The sequence below is a fragment of the Kitasatospora aureofaciens genome (assembly GCF_001188955.3).
In the GTDB taxonomy this organism is placed as follows: Bacteria; Actinomycetota; Actinomycetes; order Streptomycetales; family Streptomycetaceae; genus Kitasatospora; species Kitasatospora aureofaciens.
The window spans coordinates 1-20,881 of sequence record NZ_JPRF03000072.1; the positions used below are offsets into that span (position 1 = coordinate 1).

At 74.1% G+C, this 20,881-nt stretch carries 17 protein-coding genes and 1 pseudogene; 5 read left to right on the forward strand and 13 right to left on the reverse strand.

What is annotated here, in order from left to right; translation table 11 throughout:
- Positions 1–224 precede the first annotated feature (224 nt).
- The 3 genes from HS99_RS35150 to HS99_RS35160 all read right to left on the reverse strand — a co-directional run bounded on the left by HS99_RS35150 (position 225) and on the right by HS99_RS35160 (position 4,356).
- Entirely contained in the window at positions 225–1,208 is a 984-nt protein-coding gene (locus HS99_RS35150) for a PI-PLC domain-containing protein (RefSeq protein WP_030557599.1), read from the reverse strand.
- 170 nt (positions 1,209–1,378) lie between these two features.
- Complete coding sequence (locus tag HS99_RS35155) at positions 1,379–3,958, reverse strand: DUF4132 domain-containing protein (protein WP_050366380.1); 2,580 nt, start codon at positions 3,956–3,958, stop codon at positions 1,379–1,381.
- A 2-nt stretch (positions 3,959–3,960) separates the two neighbouring features.
- Positions 3,961–4,356, reverse strand: coding sequence for a hypothetical protein (locus tag HS99_RS35160; RefSeq protein ID WP_030290319.1), 396 nt, complete (start codon positions 4,354–4,356; stop codon positions 3,961–3,963).
- Between the two features lie 119 nt (positions 4,357–4,475).
- Between HS99_RS35160 and HS99_RS35165 the strand changes: the two genes are divergently transcribed.
- Positions 4,476–6,053 carry a phytoene desaturase family protein gene (locus HS99_RS35165; protein ID WP_030557602.1) on the forward strand — a complete coding sequence of 526 codons (1,578 nt, stop codon included), beginning with the start codon at positions 4,476–4,478 and terminating at the stop codon, positions 6,051–6,053.
- Between the two features lie 110 nt (positions 6,054–6,163).
- Here HS99_RS35165 and HS99_RS35170 read toward each other — a convergent pair whose 3' ends face one another.
- Complete coding sequence (locus tag HS99_RS35170; protein ID WP_191093542.1) at positions 6,164–6,874, reverse strand: hypothetical protein; 711 nt, start codon at positions 6,872–6,874, stop codon at positions 6,164–6,166.
- A gap of 299 nt (positions 6,875–7,173) precedes the next feature.
- On the opposite strand from HS99_RS35170, the gene HS99_RS35175 reads away from it, so the two are divergent.
- The 4 genes and pseudogenes from HS99_RS35175 to HS99_RS35185 all read left to right on the forward strand — a co-directional run.
- Positions 7,174–7,728: a TetR/AcrR family transcriptional regulator gene (locus tag HS99_RS35175; RefSeq protein ID WP_030290315.1), complete on the forward strand. Its 555-nt coding sequence runs from the start codon at positions 7,174–7,176 to the stop codon at positions 7,726–7,728.
- Positions 7,729–7,971: 243 nt separating this feature from the next.
- Positions 7,972–9,003, forward strand: coding sequence for an agmatine deiminase family protein (locus tag HS99_RS35180; RefSeq protein ID WP_046386384.1), 1,032 nt, complete (start codon positions 7,972–7,974; stop codon positions 9,001–9,003).
- Positions 9,004–9,186: 183 nt separating this feature from the next.
- Positions 9,187–9,405, forward strand: coding sequence for a hypothetical protein (locus tag HS99_RS48240; RefSeq protein WP_305953135.1), 219 nt, complete (start codon positions 9,187–9,189; stop codon positions 9,403–9,405).
- 12 nt (positions 9,406–9,417) lie between these two features.
- A pseudogene (locus HS99_RS35185) lies at positions 9,418–10,383 on the forward strand (agmatine deiminase family protein); the annotation flags it as partial.
- A 122-nt stretch (positions 10,384–10,505) separates the two neighbouring features.
- On the opposite strand, the gene HS99_RS35190 reads toward HS99_RS35185, so the two are convergent.
- The 9 genes from HS99_RS35190 to HS99_RS35230 all read right to left on the reverse strand — a co-directional run bounded on the left by HS99_RS35190 (position 10,506) and on the right by HS99_RS35230 (position 18,458).
- Positions 10,506–11,582, reverse strand: coding sequence for a zinc ribbon domain-containing protein (locus HS99_RS35190; RefSeq protein WP_267885594.1), 1,077 nt, complete (start codon positions 11,580–11,582; stop codon positions 10,506–10,508).
- Positions 11,583–11,741: 159 nt separating this feature from the next.
- Positions 11,742–12,305, reverse strand: coding sequence for a phage tail protein I (locus tag HS99_RS35195; protein ID WP_030290310.1), 564 nt, complete (start codon positions 12,303–12,305; stop codon positions 11,742–11,744).
- Positions 12,302–14,263, reverse strand: coding sequence for a putative baseplate assembly protein (locus tag HS99_RS35200; protein ID WP_030290309.1), 1,962 nt, complete (start codon positions 14,261–14,263; stop codon positions 12,302–12,304). Before HS99_RS35200 ends, HS99_RS35195 begins: the two co-directional genes overlap by 4 nt.
- A complete protein-coding gene (locus HS99_RS35205) occupies positions 14,263–14,745 on the reverse strand; it encodes a GPW/gp25 family protein (protein WP_078657160.1) in 483 nt (160 codons plus the stop codon). Before HS99_RS35205 ends, HS99_RS35200 begins: the two co-directional genes overlap by 1 nt.
- The gene (locus HS99_RS35210) at positions 14,742–15,053 is read right to left on the reverse strand and encodes a PAAR domain-containing protein (protein WP_030290307.1); all 312 of its coding nucleotides are present in this window, start codon (positions 15,051–15,053) and stop codon (positions 14,742–14,744) included. The genes HS99_RS35205 and HS99_RS35210 overlap by 4 nt, the downstream gene beginning before the upstream one ends.
- A gap of 46 nt (positions 15,054–15,099) precedes the next feature.
- Positions 15,100–16,878, reverse strand: coding sequence for a VgrG-related protein (locus HS99_RS35215; RefSeq protein ID WP_030557607.1), 1,779 nt, complete (start codon positions 16,876–16,878; stop codon positions 15,100–15,102).
- Positions 16,875–17,597: a CIS tube protein gene (locus tag HS99_RS35220; protein WP_030290305.1), complete on the reverse strand. Its 723-nt coding sequence runs from the start codon at positions 17,595–17,597 to the stop codon at positions 16,875–16,877. The genes HS99_RS35215 and HS99_RS35220 overlap by 4 nt, the downstream gene beginning before the upstream one ends.
- 49 nt (positions 17,598–17,646) lie before the next feature.
- Complete coding sequence (locus HS99_RS35225) at positions 17,647–18,072, reverse strand: phage tail protein (protein ID WP_030290304.1); 426 nt, start codon at positions 18,070–18,072, stop codon at positions 17,647–17,649.
- Positions 18,073–18,179: 107 nt separating this feature from the next.
- Entirely contained in the window at positions 18,180–18,458 is a 279-nt protein-coding gene (locus HS99_RS35230; RefSeq protein ID WP_191898908.1) for a hypothetical protein, read from the reverse strand.
- Positions 18,459–20,881: the final 2,423 nt, after the last annotated feature.

The following is a 20,881-nucleotide window of genomic DNA, read 5'->3' on the forward strand; positions in this document are numbered from 1 at the left end:
TCCGAAAAGCGAATCCGGCCGAAATCCCGATAAACAGGCACGCCGAATCGGCAAGCGGTGTTTCTCGTGGATTGGCCACTCCGGGACCGTCCGCGCAGAACCTGCGTGTCCGGTGCTCCCTGCCGAGCGACTGGGAGACAGTACCCCTACTCGGCGCTCGATACAAATGCCCTGCCCGGGGCCGCCACGGGAGGAAGGGGGCGGCCCCGGGCGCGACGGCGTGCCTAGTGGAAGAGGCGGTCGCCGCTGTTGGCCATGCGGTGGGTGCTGCTGTGGCGGTTCACCCAGTCGCGGACCAGGGTGACGGCATTGGCGCACTGCCAGCTGTCGTCGTACTCCCGCACGCCGGTGAAGGCGCCGTAGCCCGCGATGATGCCGTCCACCCTGGCATCGCCCAGGAGCTTGTCGACGTACCAGGGGTCGTTGTAGGTGGTCGTCCAGGACAGCGTGGCTGCGAGCTGGCCGGAGGCCCGGTCCGCCGCCCCCTTCTTCAGCTCGGTGCAGGTGTTCCAGGTGGCTTCGGTGCAGTTGCCGAACCCCTTGGTGATGTCGCTGTCGCCGTAGTCCATCGCCCGGTGGCCGGCGGGGATGCCGGAGCCGGACCGGGTGAAGGCGTTCTGGACCTGGTCGCGGGTGCCGGTGGTGGTCATGCCCTCCAGCCGGCCGAGCTTGCCCTCCAGGCTCTTCCAGCCCCGGCCGCCGACGTCGGGGGTGTTGCCGCCGTGGTACTCGAAGAAGCCGTAGATCACCTGGATCCCGGCGGCGGTCAGCCGCTGCGCCTTGTCGTGCAGGCCGGCGACGCTGCAGGTGCGGTTGGGCTCCTCCCCGCAGTAGTTGGGGTCCTTGATGTCCAGCCAGACCAGCGACAGCCTGCGTCCCGCGTTGGCGTTGGAGAGGATCCGGTCGATCATGCTGTCGAAGCCGGGCCCCCGCCGGTTGTCACCGGCGGAGGAACAGTCGTGGTAGGCGCGCCACTCGTTCGGGTTCCACCACGAGCAGACGTCGATCTCGATGCCGTTGGCGCCGTGCTTGAGCGCGGCGTCCACACCGTCCAGGGTGTCGACCCGGTGCGCGATGGCGTAGATCGGGTGGCGCTGGTCGGCGGCCGCGGCCGGGGAGGTCCCCAGCGTCGTGCCGCCGACGATCCCGCACAGCGCCGCAGCCAGGGCCGGCAGCACCCGCACGCCGTTCTTGAGGTGAGTGGTCAAGAGAAGCACTCCTTCTCGCCAGTGTTCTGAAGTGAACATGACCGATCTCACCAACTGTACGTCCTCGAACGGAAGATGGGCGCTTTCTCTCGGGCTTTCGTCATGGCAGGCCAGTTGACGGGAGATCGATCACGGGGCGTGATGGCGACCGAGCTCTGCCCCGCGGGCAGTCAGCGCTGCCCCAGTTGGGCGGTGATGGCCGGATCGGTGATCGCCGTGTCATCGGCCAGCATGACCGCCTTGCTGAGGATGACCGCCAGCATCCGGTCGCCCTCGAACGGCAGGTACGGCAGATACGGGCCCGGCGAACCCGCCCGCCCGTCGGACGGGTCCTGCGAGGCCGGCACGATGCACAGGTAGCGGTCGTCGGGCGTCATCAGGACGTTGCCCGAGCCCAGGTGGATGCGGTACGTGTGCAGCTCGCCGCGCACCTCCAGGAAGCGCCCCTCCACCGTGCAGCGCGCCCCGACCGCCAGCCGGGGCAGCAGCCTGGCCAGCAGCTCGCCACGCTCGCGGGCGCTCTGCGACAACTCGCCGAAGCCGTACTCCCGCCAGTAGTCGCGGTAGCGCCCCTCCGGACCGCCGTCCGACCAGGTCGGATCGTTGCCGACGCTGCACACGCCCACGAACAGGTCCACGTCGCGCAGCACCTCGCTCAGCACCAGTGGAGGCACCTCCGTGAGCGGCACCGGCTCGGGTGTCTCGACACCCGGAATCATGAGCGGGCTGAACTGGCCGCTGCCCGCGTGGGTGAGGTTCTCCGGCGCGTCGATCGGGTAGAAGCGCACCTGGTCGGTGCCCAGGTGATCGAAGGTCTCTCCCCAGTCCGCGTCCGTGCCGTTCACCCAGAACTCGGCGCGCAGGCCCCACTCGGGCAGCAGGCGCTTCGGAGCGGCGACGGAGTTGTCCACCGCCAACTGCAGCTGGCTGTGCCAGCCCCGTGCGCCCGCCAGCGCGTGGAACCGGTGCTGGCGCAGCACGTGTGCGGCGAAGCGGTTGGAGTAGACCCGGGTGTGCTCCTCCGCCGGGGTGAGCAGGTACACCTCCCGGTGCGCCTGCTTGAAGGGCTGGACGACTCGGTGGCGTTCCAGCAGGGCGCGCCAGGCGAGCACCTCCTCGGTCGGGTGGCCGACCGGGTGCCACAGCTCGACCACCGCGTCGGCGGCGGGCGCGGGCTCGTCGCCGGTCAGGGTGCGCAGCGCGCCGTCCAGCCAGGCGCAGGCCGTGCCGTCGACGGTCCAGATCAGCCGACGGGCCACGGTGCCGACCAGCGGGTGGTCCAGGATGCGCGCCCGCCAGGCGCCGTACCGCCAGCTGCGCCGGGCCAGGAACTGCCGGTCCAGCCGCTCGGACTGGGCCGTCAGCATCTTCTCCAGGTCCTTGACCTCTGCCTTGAACTCCTTCAGCCCGTCGGCGTGTTCGCGGCGCACCGAGGCCGGCGGGGACTTCACCGGACGGCCGGCCTCGTTGTACCAGGTCTGCCGCACCCGGGTGCCTTCCACCAGCAGCTCCACCCGGGCGTCGCCGAAGTGCTCGACGCGTCGGCCCGGCTCGGTCATTCCGTAGCTGGGGACGGCGAGTTCCTCGATCTCGGCCCGGCCGAGGCCGAGGGCCGCGGCCCGGTCCCGGAGCGCCTTGTCGAGTTCCTTGACGGTGCCCTTGTAGGTCACCCGGGTGGTGAGGACGGCCAGTTGGGCGAGCCCCTCCTCGCCGTCCAGGCGGGCGAGGCCGTGCACGGCGGCATTGGCCACCTTGGGCGCCTGGGGGCCGATGCCGGGCACCTTGCGCAGCGCGGACTCCACCAGTCGCCCGAGCACCCGGGCGCTGTCGGGACGGGCCGGGGCCAGGGGCAGCAGCAGGGCGATTCCGCGCAGCGCGTCCAGGTTGTACGGGTCGAGCTGGCCGGCGCCCGCGCCGTCCGGGTCCGCGACCAGTTCGAGGGTGCGCGGGCGGCCGACCAGCGAGAGCCACTCGGTGATCCGCTCGCGGGCCCGTTCCGGACCGACGGCGTCGATCAGCGCCCGGCCAGTCCGCTCCCAACGGGCTGTCGGCTTGGCGGACTTGACCTCGAAGGCATGCTTGAGCAGAGCCGCCCAGGGGCCGCCCGCTCCTCCGGCCGGATCGCGCCGCGAACCGAGCCGGGCGTCAAGAAGCTCGGCGTCGAGTGCGGCGACGTCGGCGAGGGCCCGGTCGGCCCAGGCCTCGCCGGGGCTGAGCAGCGGCTCGGTGAGAGCCGCCGCGAGGTCGACGACGGCGCTGTGGTGGGGCCGGATCGACAGGGCGCTGCGACGGACGCCGGCGACCACCGCGGCGTCGACCGGCCGGCCCGCGGCGATCTCCTCGCCGATCAGCGCCTCCGCCTCGTGGAGGTCGGTGATGAGCCACTGGCGGCCCATCAGGTGCAGGCGGTCCTCGCGGAGCTCACGGGCCGGCCCCGGCGGGAAGCCCCTGGACACGGTGGCGGCCAGGTGGATCAGCGCGGTGCGTTCCCGCCTGATCCTCTCGGTCTCCACGGGCCGCCACAACATCAGCGTCCACTGCACCAGGCCCGCCACCAGCGCGGCCCGGGTGTTCCGGTGCAGTTCGAGCAGCCGCTCGCGGACGGGCTGCACTCGCTCGTCGGACCAGTCGCCGCCTATCGCGGCGTCGACCTCCGACAGCGCCCCCACGATCCCGTCCACGTGGCCGGTGTCGAGCGCGTCGAGCAGCCGGGCCGCCGCGGAGTCGAAGGGATCGGTCGTCGTCGTCATCATCAGCCACCCACTAGCGGAACGAGTTTCAGGAAGCACACCTCGGTGTCGGCGCGCAGGTCCAGCTCGGCGTCGAGGTCCTCGATCTGCCGGTCACCGACGAGCACCAGGAAGCCGTTGCGGCCGAACGCCTCGACGGCGTCGAGGAACTGCCGCTCGGGGTCGACCGCGCGATCCTCCGGCCGCCGGTGGTCCCCGTTCAGGGTCCGCTCGGCCGCGGTCGGCTGCACCGGGCCGTGGAACGCCCCGGAGCGGCCTGCGTCGTGTTCGGCCACCTCCCGGTGCACCCGGCGGCGGATCAGCTCGCGCAGCGTCAGCCGCTCCTCCGCGACAGCGAGCCGCCACGCGTCCCGCCGCACCCCCGATGTCGTCTCGTCGACGAAGATCACTGTCGCCATGCCGCAGACCCTAGCCACCGACACCGACAGCACGCCGTGCGGGACGGGCCCGCGGCCTCGGACCGGTCTGCGGTGCGCACCCTGTTCCCCGGCCCGCCCGGGTGCCGTACCGTGACCGGATGACCACGATCGTGTCTTCCCGGTACGACGCCGTGATCGTCGGCGGCGGGCACAACGGACTGGTGGCCGCGGCCTACCTGGCTCGGGCCGGCCGACGGGTGCTGGTCCTGGAACGGCTCGCCCGGGTCGGCGGGGCCGCCGTCTCCACCCGGGCGTTCCCGGGCGTGGACGCCCGGCTGTCGCGCTACTCCTACCTGGTCAGCCTGCTGCCGCGGAAGGTGGTCCGGGACCTCGGGCTGCGGCTGGAGCTGCGGCGGCGCCGGATCGCCTCCTACACCCCCACCGAGCGGGACGGGAAGCCCACCGGACTGCTGGTGGACGCGGCCGACCCCGACCGCACCCGGGAGTCGTTCCGGGCGCTGACCGGCGGCGACCGGGAGTGGCAGGCCTGGCAGCGCTTCTACGGGACGACCGGGGAAGTCGCCCGGCGGGTGTTCCCGACGCTCACCGAACCACTGCCCTCCCGCGCCGAGCTGCGCCGACGGGTCGACGACGGGGCCGCCTGGACGGCCCTGTTCGAGCGGCCGCTCGGCGAGACCGTCGAGCGGGCCTTCACCGACGACCTGGTGCGCGGGGTGGTCCTGACCGACGCGCTGATCGGCACCTTCACCCACGCGCACGACCCCGCACTCCTGCAGAACCGCTGCTTCCTGTACCACGTGATCGGCAACGGAACCGGCGACTGGGACGTCCCGGTCGGCGGGATGGGCGCGGTGACCGACGCGCTGTCCGAGGCGGCGCTGGCGGCCGGCGCGGAGATCCGGACCGGCTGCGAGGTCACCGCCGTGGCCACCGACGGCCGCGGCGACGCCGAGGTGACGTACCGGCACCGGGACGGCGAGGCGACGGTGGCGGCGCCCAAGGTCCTGGTGAACGCCGCGCCCGCCGCCCTGGCCCGGCTGCTGGGCGAGGAGCCGGGGCCCGCGCCGGAGGGCTCCCAGCTGAAGGTCAACATGGTGCTGCGCCGCCTGCCGCGGCTGCGGGACGCCGCCGCCGACCCGCGCGAGGCCTTCGCCGGCACCTTCCACATCGCCGAGGGCTACCGCGACTTGGAGACCGCGTACACCGAGGCGCTGGCCGGCCGGCTGCCCTCGGCGCCGCCGTCCGAGATCTACTGCCACACGCTGACGGACCCGTCGATCCTGGGCCCGGAGTCCGCCCGGCAGGGGCTGCAGACGTTGACCCTGTTCGGCCTGCACATGCCCGCCCGGCTGTTCGGCGACCCGACGGCCAAGGGGCGCGCCCTGGCCGCGAGCCTGGCGCAACTGGACGCGGTGCTGGCCGAGCCGATCGCCGACTGCCTGGCCACGGACGCCGACGGACGGCCCTGCATCGAGGCCCGGACGCCGCCGGAGCTGGAGCGGGAGATCGGGCTGCCGGGCGGCCACATCTTCCACCGGGACCTCGCCTTCCCCTTCACCGACGAGGAGCCGGCGGACGCCGCCGCCCGCTGGGGCGTGGCCACGGCCCACCCGAACGTCCTGCTGTGCGGGGCGGGGGCCGTCCGCGGCGGCGGCGTCAGCGGCATCCCGGGGCACAACGCGGCGCAGGCCGTCCTGGCGGACCCGGGCCGCTGACGAGGGGCCGTCCCGGCACCGGTCGAGGTGCCGGGACGGCCCGGACGGGCGCGGCCCTCAGGCGCAGGCATCAGGCATCAGGCATCAGGCGCGGTCGTCAGGCACGGTCCTCAGGCGCGGGCGAGCACCCAGCCGCCGAGGCCGTCGCAGGCCCAGGCGGCGTAGCTGGTGGACCGGAAGCCGGACGGGACGGGCGAGCCCGGGCAGGTCCACAGGCCCACGCGCGCGGTGTTGTGGCGCCAGGCCCCGGCGCCGTCGCAGGCGGTCGTCATGTGCCCGGTGATCACGTAGCCGGCCACCACCGGGGAGCCGGAGCAGGTCCAGATCCCGTCATGGGGGTGGGTGTGCTGCCAGGAGCCGATGCCGCCGCAGCCGGCCCGCAGGTGGTTGCTGATGACGTAGCCGGGCACGACGGGCGAGCCGGAACAGGTCCAGATGCCGTCGTGGGCGAGGCTGTGGCGCCATGCGCCCATTCCCCGACAGCCGGAGGTCAGGTGGTCGGTGATCACGTAGCCGGCCACCACCGGGGAGCCGGAGCAGGTCCAGATCCCGTCCTTGGCCGGCTGCTGGTACCAGGAGCCGTAACCGCCGCAGCCGGCGCTGTCGTGGTCCGTTATCACGTTCCCGGCGTCGACGGGCTGCCCGGAGCAGGCCCACCTGCCCGCGAAGCCCCACGCGGGCTTGGCCTCCGCCACGGACATGCCGGATACCGTGCCGCCCAGGGCTACGGCCGCGACCAGGGCGACCGCCGCCGCGACGGCCCCGGCTCCCCGGCCGACCACCAGTGCCGTAGCGCGCTTCCACAGTTGACGAAGGATCATGTCCGTTGTTCTCCAGTGGTGTTGGGGACAGTCGGAGTCCCGCCGAACCGGCTGCCCCGGCGGCGAAACGAGAGTCACCCTAGGTGATGGCGGCGTGAAAGTTCAGCGGAGGATCCAAGAATTCCGCCCCCGGCGGCCACCTTGTCCGAAAGCCGACCCGGCTGACGGAGGCGGGCGCGGAAAGAGGCGACCCGTCCCGCCCCCGGTATTCCACCTGACGGGACTTTCAGCACACGCAGCGATCTTGCGCCGGGCTCCGGGTAAGGTGGCAGACCGTGGCAAGTCGGAAAACATCGATCATGGAAGCAGCGGCGCGGGTGATCGCGCGGCGCGGAGTGCGCGGGCTGCGGGTGGAGGAGCTCGCCGCCGAGGCGGGCGTGTCCACCGCACTGATCTACTACCACTTCAAGGACCGCACCGGGATCCTCCGGCAGACCCTGGAGTTCATCAACGACCGGGCCGAGCGCTACACGACCGAGCGCGCCGCGGACGCTCCGCCGCTGACGGCCCGCGAGGAGCTGGAGCAGACGCTGCTGCTGGAGCTCCAGGAGACCGTCGAGGTCCGGGAGAACAGCACCGCCTGGGGCGAGCTGCGGGCGAGCGCGGTGTTCGACGAGACCCTGCGGGAGGACCTGGCGCGGGCCACCCGGGTGTGGGTGCAAGAGATCGCCGGGCTGCTCGGCGCCGTACGGCCGATGTCCTCGGCGGTCGCGCTGGCCGGCGCGGCGGAGCGGCTGACCGCGCTGCTGGAGGGGCTGAGCACGCGCTGGCTCAGCGGCAGCCTGCCACTGGCGCACGCCCGCACGCTGATGGCCGACGCGATCGACGCCGAGGTGACGCGGCTCGGCTCCTGAGCCACAGGGGCCCAGCGCCCTGCTGCCCGGCCCGGCCGTCACACTGCGCACGCATCCGACAGCGGAGGGATCATGGCATCGCTTCGGGTTTGACTGATTTTTCAGTCAGTGTCAGCCTGATCCCCTCAGGCGGGTGCGGCCGCCGCCCCTCCCCCGTGGTGCGCCGGTGCGCCGCGGCGCGAAGAGTGGACCTGGCGGCCCCGCGCACCCTCCTCGGCGCCGCCGCACGATCTGGAGGACCTCATGAGCCACCACCGCCGTTCCGCCGAGGCGCACCCCCGGGTGCCCGCGGACGACGTCCCGCACGCGCGGACCTGGATGTCCTGGCCCTCCCGCCGGGGCGTCTGGGGGCTGCGCCTGGGCGGCGTCCAGGAGGACATCGCCCTGATCGCCCGCACCATCGCCCAGTTCGAGCCGGTGGTCATGTGTGCCCCCGACGACTGGACGGCGGACAAGGCCCGGGCGCGCTGCGGCCCCGCGGTGGAGGTGATCACCGCCATCCCCACCGACGACCTGTGGATGCGCGACATCGCGCCGGTGTTCCGCCGGGACGGCTACGGCGGTCTGGAGGCCGTCGTCCTCAACTTCAACGGCTGGGGCAACAAGCAGGTCCACCACGACGACGCCCGGGTCGCCGAACGCCTCGCCGCCCACCGGGGCCTGCGCCACTCCTTCGCCGACTTCACCGGCGAGGGCGGCGCGATAGAAACCGACGGCGACGGCACCGTGATGGCCACCGAGAGCAGCCTGGTCAACAGGAACCGCAACCGCGGCATGAGCCGGGACGAGATCGAGGACGCCGTCCTGGCGGCCTACGGCGCGGACCGGATGATCTGGCTGCCCGGGATCGAGGGCAAGGACATCACCGACGACCACGTCGACGTCACCTCCCGGTTCGTCCGGCCCGGCGTGGTGATGGTGCAGCTGCCGCCCGCCGACCGGAACGACGCCTGGGCGCGGGACGCCCGCGAGCAGTTCGCCGTCCTGTCCGCCGCGACCGACGCCCGGGGCCGCCGGCTGCACGTCATCGTGGTGCACGGCCCGGACTCCGTCCGCTCCCGCAGCTCCGAGTTCGTGGACTCCTACCTCAACTTCCACCTCGTCAACGGCGGCGTCATCACCGCCCAGTTCGGCGACCCGTACAAGGACACCGCCGCTCGGGACACCCTCGCCGCGGCCTTCCCCGGCCGCACGGTGGTGCAGCTCGACGTCGACCGGCTGATGGCCGGGGGCGGCGGCATCCACTGCTCGACCATGCACGAGCCGCTGCCGTAACCACCTGCGCGGCCGACGACCGACCCGCCGTTAACTGACTTTTCGGTCAGTGCAAGAGCTCTGTGCCGGCGATGCCGGGCGCCTGCGCCCGCCGTCGACCCACGCCCCAGCGTTCCTCGGAGCCCGCCCACCGCGCCGGAGCGATCCACCTTCGGCCCCACTCTCAGCCCACCGGAGTCCACCGTGTCCCACCCCTCCCTCGCGCGCCGCACGATGCTGCGTTCCCTGGCCGGTGCCGGCCTGATCGCCGTGGGTGCCGGCGCCTGCGCGGCCACTGACGACTCCCCGAGGGAGTCCGCGGCCCCGTCCACCTCCAGCACCGCCGACCAGCCGTCCGGGAACGCCCCCGGCGCACCCTCCGCGCCCGGCCCGGGGCGCGGGCGCCGGCTCGGCAGCGAGTAGGAGAGGCACCAGCGGACCTTCATGGCCTGGCCCGCCTCCGAGAAGGTCTGGGGCGACCAGCTCGACGCCGTCCGCAAGGACATCGCCTCGGTGGCCCGAGCCATCGGCAGCCGCGAACCGGTGGTCCTGCTGGTCCGCCCCGGCCAGGAGGACTCGGTCCGCAACGCCTGCGGCCAGGACGTCGAGTTGCTGTCCGTCCCGGTGGACGACCTGTGGGCCCGCGACACCGTGCCGGTGTTCGTCGAGGAAGGCGGAAAGGTCAAGGGCGTCGACTTCAACTTCAGCGGCTGGGGCGGTAAGCAGCAGCACGACAACGACGCCCGGATCGCCCGTGCCGTCCTCGACAGGTACGGGATCGAGCGGGTCGCGACCCCGATCGTCACCGAGGGCGGCTCCTTCGAGAGCGACGGCCAGGGCACGCTGATGGTCACCGAGAGCTCGGTGGTCAACGCCAACCGCAATCCGGGCCGCGACCGCGACCAGATCGAGGCGGAGCTCAAGCAGGCGCTGGGCGTCACCAAGGTGATCTGGCTGGCCGGCGTCAAGGGCAAGGACATCACCGACGCCCACGTCGACTGCCTGGCCCGCTTCGCCGCCCCCGGCGTCGTCCTCCTGGACCGGGCCTTCCCCGGCACTCCGGCGGACGTCTGGTCCCGCTCCGCCGACCAGGCCCGGGCCGTGCTGGCGGACATGACCGACGCGAGCGGCAAGAAGCTCAAGGTGATCGAGATCAGCCAGCCCGACCCGGACCGCATCACCGGCCGCGGCGACGCCTTCGTCTCCTCGTACATGAACTTCTACATCGGAAACAAGGGCGTCTACCTGCCCAAGTTCGGCGACTCCCGGGCCGATGGACACGCCCAGGAGGTGTTCGAGGACCAGTTCCCGGACCGCGAGATCGTCCCCCTGCAGATCGACACCATCGCCTCCGGCGGCGGCGGCATCCACTGCTCCACCCACGACCAGCCCGCCGGCTGACACCCCCGTCGACGGGCAGCGGAGCCTGGTGACCCTCGACGGCGCCCCGCTGCACTACGACCCCGCCGAGGAGATCTCGCTGAACCGCCTCCACTTCCTCTGACGCCGCCGCTCCCGCGAGTTCAGGTGCGCTTGAAGAACTCCACCTCGGCCAGGGCGATGGTGCGGCCGGGGCCGGTCCCGGCCGCCTCGCGGACGGTGAGCTTCACCTGGACGACGTCGCTGATCCCGGTCGCCACGGTCTGCGGGCCCGGCTGGTCGTTGAGGGTGATCTCCTTGCGGTGCAGCTCCCCGTCCGAGGCCGTGACCTCCAGGGACAGGACCAGCGGTCGGGCCTGCTGCCGGAAGTGCTCCGGGTCCGCGGAGGCACCGGTGTGGACGATCAGGTCGACCAGCCGGAACGGGGTGCGGAAGGTGAAGCTGACGGAGTCCCCGACCGCGGGCGCCCCCCAGTAGGTGTTGCTGAGGCCGTCGGCGGCCGCGGTCGCCGGATGGCCCTCGACGGCGGCGCTCGCCGAGGTCAGCGACGGGGTGATCGGGGCGGTGCTGCGGACCTTGTCCAGCACGTCCTGGAAGGCGCTCACGCCGACCGGGTAGAGCAGGATCCCCGCCACCACCAGTGCGGCCAGCACGACCAGCGCGATGGTGCGGCGCAGCGCGTTGCCCGAGCCGCCGATCCGAACCCGGCGGCGGAACGGCCAACGGGTGCGCCACCAGGGCAGTTTCGGCGGTGGTGCGGTGACGGCCAGCGGCGCGGCGCAGCGGCGGCAGAACCGGCGCGCGGGCAGGTTGGGGGTGCCGCACCGGGGGCAGGGCGGGCCGTCCTGGACCTCGTCGGCCGCGGACGCCCGGACGACGGGGCGCGGCGCGACGGGTTTGGCGGGCTGGACGGCCACCGGGTCGGCCTGCGGGTCGGGGGCCGGGGTCGACGGGGGCACCGGTTCCGGGGCCGGGGGCCGGGCCGGGGTCGGTTCGGGGGCCTGCTGGGCCGAGGCCTCCTCGACGGGGTCGGCCGGCGGTGCGGGGTCCGGGTCCGGGGCAGGCGGCTGGTTCCGCCTGCTGCGCGCGGTGACCCGTCGGGAAACGTTTCGCCAGGTGGACTCGGTGCGCGCGGTCTCGGGCGCAGCGGGCTCGGCCTGAGCAGCAGGGTCGGCCGGAGCAGCGGGCGCGGCCGGAGCCGTGGGCGCGGTCTCGGCCACGGCAGCCGTCGGCGCAGGCGCAGGTTCGCTCCGCGCGGGCGCGGCGGACGCGGGCGCCGCAGCGGCTGTCCGCGACCACCCCAGGTACGCACCGCAGTTGCCGCAGAAGTCGTCCCCTTCCCCGTTGGCCGTCCCGCAGTCGGGGCACACCGGCATCCGTCAGCCCTCCGCTCGTCCGGGTGGACCGGGCAGGATCTCGACCCGGCAGTTCAGGTGGACCGGGCAGCCCGCCCGGACGACGGCCAGCACCTGGTCCTCGTCCAGCCCCGCGCCGTGCAGCGGCCAGACCCGGATCAGCACCTCGCCGCCCGGCCCGGGCAGCGGGGCGGCGCCGGGGGCGGTCGTCCAGGAGACCCCCCCACCGTCCGTGATCTCGGCACCGGCGTCGAGCACCAGGCGCAGCCGCTCGGCGAGTCCGCGCCGGGTGCCGCGCCACCGGTGCAGTTCGACGGCGCGCCCGACCACCGCGCGGCGCACCTCCTCCGGCCAGGCCGGGTCGACGTCCACCGCGAGCCAGGAGGCCAGCCAGTCCAGGAAGTCGGTCGGCGCGAGGCGGGGCCGGAAGTAGGCGGGCAGGTTGTCCAGGGTGGCGAAGACGGGGGCGAGGACGGTGTCCAGGCCGGCCGTGAAGCGCTGGGCGAGGTCGTCGTCGGCGAACAGCGCGGGCAGCAGTTCGCCGATCGGGTGCGGGCTGGCCAGCCCGGGAACGGCGGCTCTGGTCATGACACCCCGTCCCGGTCGGCCGTGGTGACCACGATCTGGTGCTGGTGCGAGAAGACCAGGGCGTCCGGGGGGACGTCGACCCGCTCGGCGGGCGCGCCCCGGCGGCCGGTGATCGGGTCGGCCGGGAAGAGCCGCAGGTCCTCGACCCCCGCGACGGCGGCCACCCGTTGCAGTACGGCGAACACCTCCCCGTACTGCACCGCCCGGCCGAACGGCCAGCCCCTGCCGTCGGCGCCCCCGCGCAGCGGGTTGAGGTAGCGGTAGAGGGCGTCGAGGGTCGCCTCGCGGACCCGGTCGGGGTCCGCGGCGCGGGTGGTGAGCCGGGCGACCACCGTGACGCCCTGGTAGGTGGGCGGCTGGACGAGGATCCGGGTGCCGATCAGCCGCCGCTCGTCCAGGGCGGTCGCCACCGCGGCCAACACCTGCTCGTCGGGGATGAGTTGCTCGAACCGCAGCCGCTCGCCCTCGTCCGCGACCGCGTCGGGGACCACCAGCACCCGCACCGCCCCGGCCACGCCGTCGCCGGCGGGCACGCAGCTGACCCGGGCGGCCGAGGGCGCGGCCTGCCGGGCGATCAGCTCGAAGTCCCCGGCGGTGACGGCGCGTTCCTGCAGCCGCAGCTGGTGCGGGGCGCGCAGCTTGGCGTTCTCCACGGTCTCGCCGTCGACCCCGCCCCGGGCCGCCTCGCGGTTGTCCACCCGGGCGATGTACGGGACGGAGCTGCGCAGCACCGTGACGGTGTTGCGGGCGACGTTGCCCGCCGTCCCGCCGCCGGTGCGGTACTGCGGCACGCGCAGCCGCGCTCCCTTGGGCGGCACCGCACCGAAGGCGCGCAGGCTGCCGTCGGGCTCCCGGACGGCGGGCGGGAACTGGAACTCGCCGGTGGTCGCGTCGAGCACCACGTGCCGGTCGGTGGGCGAGGAGTCGCCGAAGTGCTCGACGACCGTCCACGGCTGCCAGCCGTCCCCGGCGGCGACCTCGACCACCGGCGCCCCGCCGTCCAGCAGGACCGGCGGCCTGGCGAGCCGGAAGCGCTGGCCCGCGACGCCCTCGGAGGTGCCCAGCGGCGCGTCGGTGACGGTCTGGGCGTGGACGGCGGTCGTGGTGCCGCCGACGGTGAACACCTCGGCCCGGCGGACGGTCGGGGACTCGGAGTAGAACGGCTGGCCCGGGCGCGGCTCGGTGACCCGGCACCGCAGCCAGCCGGCCCGGCGACCCGCGATCACCGACGCGGTGTGCCCGGCGGGCACGAACACCACGACCTCGCCGGGCCGGTTGAGGCCGCCGGTGGTGTCGCCGCCGGTCTCGCAGCCGATCCAGCGCGCGCCGTCCCACACCTCCCAGGCCAGCGGCGGCTGGCGCGGGTCGACGCCGACGCCCTCCACCCGGCTGTCCAGCCGCACGGCCAGGATGCAGCCCGGCACCACGGCGGGCAGGGCGAACAGCATGGCGTCGCCGGCCGCCGGGCGGGGCTGGAAGCAGGGCACGTCCGCGCCCTCGGCCAGCCGGGCGGTGGCGTCGGACTGCTCGCCCGCGGCGGAGACGGTGACCAGCCGGTCCAGCGAGCTGGGAACGATCGGGAGGTCCTCGGCGGTGGCGAAGACCACCGCGTCGTCGGTCTCGGTGCGCAGGGTGGAGACCTCGGTGCCGGCCCGCAGCAGGACCGTCTCGGACTGTGGGGCGGAGAGCCAGAAGTCGACCTCGGCCCGGGCCGCGGCGGGCGGGAAGAGCCGGATGCCCAGCAGGTCGAGGAAGGCGGCGTAGTTCTTCTCCGGCACCCGGTTCAGCCGGTAGAGCAGCTGGTCCACCAGGTAGGCGAAGGTCTCGATGAGGGTGACGCCCGGGTCGGAGACGTTGTGGTCGGTCCACTCCGGCGCGCGCTGCTGGACGTAGCGCTTGGCCTCGTCGACGAGTTGCTGGAAGCGGCGGTCGTCCAGGTTCGGGGAGGGCAGTGCCATCAGCGCCCGCCCCCGTCCACCGTTGCCGGGAACTGCGCCGCCGGGAACTGCGCCGCCGGGAAGTCCGGCGCCGCGGTCTCCGCCGTCGGCGACTCCGGGATGGTGTAGAAGGGGAAGACCAGGTTGCGGCGGTCGTTGGTGGCCCGCACGGTGTAGTGGACGTCGATGTAGAGGGTGCCCTCGTCGACCCGGTCGAAGGCGATCACCACCTCGTCGACCCCGATGCGCGGCTCCCAGCGTTCCAGCGCGATCCGCACCTCACGGGCGATCCGCCCGGCCGTGGTGCTGTCGCCGGGAGCGAAGACGTACTCGTGGATGCCGCAGCCGAACTCCGGGCGCATCGGCCGCTCGCCGGGGGCGGTGCCGAGGATCAGCCGGATGGCCTCCGCGATCTCCCGGTCCCGCTCCACCATGCCGATGCCGCCGGTGGCGTTCACCCGCAGTGGGAAGGCCCAGCCCCGGCCGATGAAGTTGCTGGTCACGCCGGTCCCCCGATCAGCACGTTGAAGGCGCCACCGAGGATGGCGGCGCCGCAGGTGGTCTTGTCGCCCATCCGGGCCGCGGGGAAGCCGCCGATCAGCGTCACCCCCCTGGTCACGGTGCCGAGTTCGGGCTCCACCAGGTTGGCGGGGCCCATCTCCACGTGCGGGACGCAGGCGTGCAGGCTGCCGACCACCGCGGCGGGCCGGCCGCCGATCAGCACGGTCTCCACCGCGAGGGCGCCCGGGGGCGGGGTGGTGAGGGCGCCGCCGTGATCGGTGGGGTCGCCGCTCCGGGCTGCGGGGGGCATGTACGGTCTCCGTTCCTTCTGCTGCTGCTCGATGGTTGACGTTCCGTCAGTTGATGTGCACGAACGCCCCTTTGATCACCGTCTGGGCGCCGCCGTCCACGACGACCTCCGTCGTGCCCCGGATCGTCACCGATCCGCCGCGCACGTCGACCGCGCCGGTGCCCGCGTCGAGGGTGATGCCGGAGGGCGACAGGCGGACGGTGCTGGTGCCCGCGCCGACCGCGCCGTGCACGGTCAGCACGATCTCCCCCTGCCGCTGGTCCAGTCGGACCTCCAACTTCCCGTCGCCGCTGGCCAGTCGGACGCCCGAGCTGCCGCCCGGCACGTCCAGCAGCTCCAGCCGGTGGCCCGAACGGGACACCACGGAACGGCGGTTGACCCGACCCGCGGTCGCGTCGACCAGCGGCACGTCGTGCGGCGAGGGCCGGTCCACGCCGTTGTAGAGGCCGCCCAGCACGTACGGGCTGTCCAGGTCGCCCTGCTCGAAGCCGACCAGCACCTCGTCGTTGACCTCGGGGCTGACCACCCCGCCGCCCCCGTGGCCGCCCCACTGCACGGTGCGCACCCAGTCGGAGACGTAAGTGTCGTCCAGCCAAGGGAACTTCAGCTTCACCCAGCCACGCTGCCCGTCCCCCGGCTCCCGGAGGTCGGTGACCACGGCGACGGCCAGGCCCGGCATCCGCGGTCCGCGCGGCGGCGCGTTGCCCCCGGTCGCCAGCCCGGCCAGCGAGCGGTCCGGCGCCGCGCTGACCACCACGGTGGTCCGGTAACCGCGGAAAGGCTCCAGCAGGTGGCGCACCCCGGTGGCCGTGTAGCGGCCGGAGAAGGCCGCGCCGACGTTCCCCAGCGCGACCGCGGTGCCCGCCCGCAACCGCGGATTGCCCTCGACGACCGCCTCCAGCTCGCCGAAGCCCGCGGCCACCGAGGCGGCCAGCGACCGCGCCACGGCGGTGGTCTCCGCCTGGGTGCGGTACGGGGTGTCGGCGACGGTCAGCCGCGCCTGGCCGGGGAAGGCGGAGGCCACCACCGAGGGGCTCATCCCCGGCAGCACCCCCGGCGAGGTCACCGACGGCTCGGTGGCCACCAGGGCGCTCTTGGTGGTGACGTTCCAGCCGCGCGCCTCGACCGTGTCCGCGCCGGCCGCCCCGGTCAGCACACCGCGCAGCTCCAGCAGGTTGCGGCCGTACTCCAGCACCAGCGGGTTCTGCGGCGCGGGCGTGTTCGGCGCCGGCGCCCCGGACGCGGGCTGCGGCCGGACGAACTCCAGCTTCCCGTCGTCGTCCACCCGCACCTGCGCGCCGCTCTCCGCCGCCAGGAACTGGAGGAACTCCCAGTCCGGGACGTTCGCCTGGGAGAGCTGCTGGTGCACGACCGGGAAGGAGTCGACCCGCCCGCAGGCGAGACCCGCTCCCGCGGCGACCTCCCGGACGATGTCGGCGGTCGTCATGTTGCGGAAGGCCTTCACCCGGCGTCCGCGCATCAGCCGATGGGTCACCGCCGCGGCCCGCACCACGGTGTACGAGCCCGTGGTGTCCACCTCCAGCTCCAGCGCCGTCACCTCGCCGGTGAACAGCCGTACCTGGGTGTGCCCCTGCACGGTGACCACGGACACCCGCAGCTCGGTGCCGATGGTGATGCCCGTCGCGGACAGGAAGGTGTGGTCCGCGTCCCGGAAGCTCAGCACCGCCGTGTCGGGCAGTCCCACGCTCTCCTCGATGTCGCAGGACACCAGCTGGGCCGCCCAGGCCGGCGGCAGCGGCCCCGGCGCCTCGACGACGGGGTCCGCGGCGAACGGCCGGCCGCCCCGGGCCTCGGGAGTGGTCATCGCCGGCCGCCCCGGGTGAGCTCGTCGATCCCCGGCACGATCAGCTCCGCACCGGGGACCAGGGCCAGCGGATCGTCGATGTCGTTGGCCTCCGCGATGGTGCGCCAGGCCGTCGCGTCCCCGTACGCGCGCCAGGCGAGCAGTGGCAGGCTGTCGCCCGCGATCACCCGGTGGGTGCTGCGGGCCTCCGGCGAACCGGAGGTCGGGTTCTGCCCGGCCGGGTCGACGCTGGCCTCGTCGATCGAGAGGGAGCACACCGCGCGCAGCGGATTGCCGTCCACGTCGAAGAGCGTGTAGGTGACCGAGAGACCGGTCAGCACCCCGTTGAACGAGGTCGTCGTCAGGGTGCCCCAGTCCAGCCGGATCCACGGGCTGGCCGGCGTCTTGCGCGCCAGACTCGTCGGGGTCGGCACACAGGCCTTCATCAACTGCTCCACCGCCCGCTCCACCGAGTTGTCGTGGGTCGCGGTCGAGTCCAGGAACACGTCGAGCGACAGCGAGCGCGGACCGCTGCCGACGAACTCCGGCAGGGCCGACTGGCCCGCCATCCGCGACGGCGTGCGCCGCCACTCGGTGGTCTTGCTCAGCACCAGGGTCGCCGGGTTGAACTGCAGCGGAAGCCGCGCGATCGCACCGCCGGGCTGGGCGCCGACCGTGGACGGGGGCTCCATGATGGTCAGTTGGGCCCGGGTGACACTCGCGGGGGCCGCCGAGGACATCCTGCTGCTCCTTACGTGGGGTGGGGCGGAGTTCGGTGCGAAACGGGGATCAGGACGGGCGCAGGCCCGCGTGGGCGATCTCCAGACTCTCCACCGCCGCCTGGGAGCTGGCGGGATCGAAGGACGGGCCCTCCCAGCGCACCGGGACGATCCCCAGCACCTGCCAGCCGATGATCCGGCTCAGGTCCGGCCGCAGCGCCACGATCTCGCCGTCCTTCGGCTCGACCTTCCGGACGATCTCGCCCAGCCACCGCGCGATCTTGGCGCTGTCCGCGGTGACGGCGCGGGTCAGCGTGATGTTCGACCAGGTGATGCGGCCCGGCAGCTGCCAGGAGAAGCCGTTGTTGCCGCCCTCCGCGTACTGCTCGATCTCGACCTGGGCGCCGAGGCCGGAACAGGTGGTGAACTCCCCCAGGTCGTTGCCGCCGATGGTCAGGCTGAAGAACACACTGCTCGCGAAGATGTTGTCGGTCATCGGTCCCCGTTTCCTGCTGTGCCGCTTGCCGCTCGCTGTTTCCTGCTGTGCTGCTTGCTCTTTGCTTCTGGTGTTCGCCGGTCACGTCGTCGGGTCGCCCGCAGCGCTCAGCGGCGCAGGTCGTACGGCCTCCCGGCCCGTTCCCGGCCCCGGCGCAGCTCGGTGCGCAGCAGCCGCCCCACCGGTTCGACCAGGCGCCGGGCCAGCTCGTCCAGGTCACCGGGCCCGGCGCCGCCGGGAGCCGTGGCGGACTCGGCGGGCGGGGAGGCCTTCGCGGGGGACGCCTTTGCTGGGGACGCCTTGGGCGGGGCGGCCTGTACGGTGCTCGGCCGACGTGCCGGGACGGCGGTCAACGGCACACCGGTCAGGCCCGCCTGCTCGGCCACCCGCTGCAGCAACTGCGCCGTACCGGGTGCGTGCGGTGCGGGCGGGTTACTGGCGGGACCTGCGGGCGGGGTGCTCACGGGGCGCGCGGGCGCCAGGGCTCGGGACACGACCGGCGAAGGCGCTGCCGGTGTCGGTGTCGGCGGTGACGGCAGCGGCCGGGACACGGTCGGCAACCGCTGAAGCGAATGGCCCGCCGGGGGTGCGGGCCGCACCACGGGCGCGGGCGGAGTGCTCGCGGCGTGCCCGGGCGGCAGAGCTCGTGGTACCACCGGCGAAGGCCCTGTCGCCAACTCCGGTGACGGCACCCGCTGAACCGACGAGGGCGCGAGCCGGACCACGTGCGTGGGCGGCACCGCCGCACCGGGACGTCGGGGCCGGCTGCTCGGCGGGCTCGCCATCGGTGAGGCGGCGGGCGAAGCCGAACTCCCCTGCGAGGAAGAACGATTGCCCTTCGCTCGCCGGGAGCGCGGACGCTGCCCACCAGCCACAGCCCCGGTCACACCTGCCGCCGTCGCGCCGCCCGGCGCGACGGGAAGGGACGAACTCCCTTGATGCACAGGAGGATCGGCCGCCCTCCGGCCGCCCCCACGCTCCGACGCACGCCGGGAACGTGACCGTTGCACGGCAGCCACGACCCCGCGCACTCCGCCCGGGCCGGACGGCCGATCCACCGCCTCGGTGGCACCCGGCGCACCGTTCGACGCCGAACTCCTCTGCGCCGTGGGTCGATCGGCAGCCGTCCGGCCGCTCTCACCTTCGACCGCACGGGAGGAACGCGCGCGTTGCACAGCACTCACGACCCCGCGCACCACGCCTGAACCCGATGAACCGGACGAACCGGATGAACCGCCCGCCGCTCCTGCCGCCGACTGCCCGGCCACGGCCCGGCTCTCCCCCGCGCTCGACGTACGGCGTGCCCCCGAGCGCTGCGGAGCAGCGGCGATCCCTTCTCCCGAGCCGCCGCCGGCGGTCGGCGACGGACCCCCAGCCGGACCGTCGTCGTCCGTGCGGGACGCGAGCGCGTTGGGCCAGACTGCGGGGACCACGGGCGGCCGGGGCGGCGATGCCGTACGGGAACCCGTGGGTGCGGCGGTGCCCGCGAAGGGTGCCGCCGGAGTGGCGAGGGCAGCCGGGATCGGGCGCGTGCCGATCAACCCGCGCCTCCTGCCGACGAGTTCGACGGCTCGCTGCACACCCAAGCCGCCAACGGCCGGACGCACGGGAACAGTCACGGCCTTCACCGGGGCGCCCTCACGCCCCGGGCCGCCGGTGGCCTGCGGCTCGGCAAGGCCGCTTCGCCTCGCAGCTTGCTCGGCATTCTCCGCCGGGGGAAGCGGAGTTGAGCCCGTCGCACTGCTGCCGGCCCGCGCGGTGGAACGCTGCACGCGTGGCCCTTCGCCGACCGGCGGCGCACTCCGCTCCGCCGAACCCCCGACGCTTCGGTCTCGGGCGCCACCCGCCGCCGAGCCCCCGACGCTTCGGTCCCCGGCGCCACCCGCCGCCGGGCCCGTGACCCGCCGGACCGGTCGACGCCCACCGAGCGTCGGAGCAGGGCCGCCCGGCGCTGCCGCCGACGGCGGCAGGGCGTCGAGCGGAGCGCCCAGGCCCCCGCGCGTGCGGGCAGAGGCAGGCGAGGGCGCGGTACCCGGGGCGGTACCGGCGGGCTGTTCGGACGACGTGCGCTGAACAGGGAGGCCGCCGACGGGCCGCCGCTCGGAGCGTGCCCCTGGCTGCCGTGCGCTGTCAGGCCCGCTCGCCTCGGGAGCGGCGGATTCCGTAGCAGCACGGACGACGGGCATGGCCGGCGCACCCGGGTCACGCTCAGCGGTCCGGGGATCGGGGGCGGCCACGGGCGAGGCGCTCGCGGGCAGCGCGGTCAGAGGCGCGCCGAGCACCGGACGGGCAGGAGCGTCGGCGCCGGTCGCGGCGGCACGCTGGACCGCCCCTTCCACCGTCCCGGCCTGCGTGGGCACGGCGGACTCGCCGTTCGAGAACGGGCCAGGCGTGCCGGCAGGTCCAGCCGTCCCGGCTACCGGCAGGGCCGGGTCGACGTCCGCGCTCGGTGGTTCGGTGACGACCTCGTGCGCCCTGCCCGACGCCGGGACCGCCGCCACCGGACGTACGGGCAACACCCGCGGGCGCCGCGCCACGGTCAGCGGTCCGCCGACGGGACGCGGCCGCACCGGACGTGGGGACGCCGCTGTCGCATCCGGCGTCGCAGTCCCGGACGGCGCCTGCGTACCTGCCTCCGGTGCGGCGGGGACCGGCACATCGGACGTCCAGCGCTCAGGCTGACCCGATCCTGGCACCGGCGCACCAGGCCTCGCCGCACCAGGCGTCGCCACCTCGCCCACCGCGGCGCCCGCCGCCCCTGCCTGCCGTACGCCTGCGCCCGTGCCCACAGCCGCACCCGCAGCCGCGC